Genomic DNA, 1,701 nt, shown 5'->3' with positions numbered 1-1,701 from the left:
CGTTTAACGTCAAGTCCGATCGTCGCGGCCGGCACCAGGCCGAACTTCGACAGCACAGAGTAGCGCCCGCCGATTGATGGCGCGCCATGGAAGACACCAGCAAAGTGGAGCTGGTTGGCTCGCCGTTCCAACGGAGAACCGGGATCGGTCACCGCGATGAAGTGTTCGCCGGCCTTATCCTTGCCCCTCTCTGCGCCGACGCGGTCGAAGAAATAGTCCGTGAAGATGTTGGGCTCCAGCGTGCTGCCGGATTTGGACGAGGCAATGAAGAGCGTCTTGCCGAGATCGATCGCCTGTTCGATCGTCCTGATCTGTGCCGGATCGGTGCTGTCCAGCATGTGGAAACGCGGCCAGCCTGCTCGCTGCCCGAAGGTTTTGCCCAGCACCTCCGGTCCCAGGCTCGAACCGCCCATTCCCAATAAGACCACGTCGGTGAACCCGCCCTGATTGACCTGCTCGGCCAAGCCGCGCAGTCGATCCAAGTCGGCCAATTCCTGCTCGACGATGTGCAGCCAGCCGACCCACTTGTCCTCGTCAATCCCTGCCCATAGCGACTTGTCCCCCGCCCAGAGCCGCCGAATGCGCCCATCATCGCGCCAGACTTCCATCTCCGCGTCGACGGCGCCCTTCATCTCCGATGAGCCCGGCGCGATCTCCAGATAGGCGCGCTCGCCCTCGAGCAGCATGCGACGTCGTTTCGCGATGGTGCCGAACAGCTTGTCGAACGCGTCCGCGAACTGTTGTACCCCCTCCTTGACCAGATCGTCCGTGACCTCCTTCAGTGAAACTCCGTGCTCCTCCAATTCGGCGAGCACGGCGCGAGCAACCGTGATATCCTGCTCGATGGCGTGGGGTATCACCTGCCCATGGTCGCGGAACGCGTCCATTGTCGCGGGAGGGATGGTGTCCACGGTGTCACGCCCGATCAGCGCCTCGACATACATCGTGTCCCTGTAAGCCGGGCTTTTGGTGCTTGTGGACGCCCAGAGCAGGCGTTGTGTCTGCGCGCCGGCTTCGGTCAAACGCTGCCAGCGCGGGCCGGAGAACAGCGCCTTGTAGCGAGCATAAGCGATCTTCGCGTTGGCGATACCCGTTTTCCCGCGCAACCGGTCCGCCAGCTTTTTGTCACCGAGCCTGTCCAGCCTTTTGTCGGTCGCGACATCAATGCGGCTGACAAAGATACTGGCAACACTGCTGATCTTCGACAGGTCGCCGCTGGACCGATTCAGATCTTCGAGCCCAGAAATGTATGCTTCAACCACCTGTTCATAGACGCTCACGGCAAAAAGCAAGGTGATGTTGATATTCAGCCCGCGACCGATCAGGTAACGGATCGCAGGGATGCCGGCCGGAGTCGCGGGCACCTTCACCATTAGGTTGGGCCGGTCCACGGCCGCCCACAGCCGTTGCGCTTCACTCAACGTGGCTTCGGTGTCGTTGGCGACGTAGGGCGAGCATTCCAGGCTGATGTAACCGTCGCGACCGCTAGTCTGCTCGTAGACCGGACGCAGCACATCGGCCGCGGCACGGATGTCGGCGATCGCCAGATGCTCGTAGATCGCCGAGATGCTGTGGTCCGCCTGCCCTTGAAACTGTTTCAGGGCTTCGGCGTATTCGTCGGTCTCGCCGATCGCCTTCTCGAAGATCGACGGATTCGAGGTGACGCCCTTCAATCCATCGCGCTCGATGAGCGTGCGCAAC

At 61.7% G+C, this 1,701-nt stretch carries 1 protein-coding gene; it reads right to left on the bottom strand.

From position 1 onward, the window contains the following. Positions 1–1,701 (bottom strand): bifunctional transaldolase/phosoglucose isomerase (locus WB528_RS07020; RefSeq protein WP_423887698.1); only part of this gene is annotated, 1,701 nt, incomplete at both ends.

This window comes from Bradyrhizobium sp. (assembly GCF_049586575.1).
Classification (GTDB): domain Bacteria; phylum Pseudomonadota; class Alphaproteobacteria; order Rhizobiales; family Xanthobacteraceae; genus Bradyrhizobium.
This window is presented reverse-complemented; position numbering and strand designations above follow the sequence as displayed.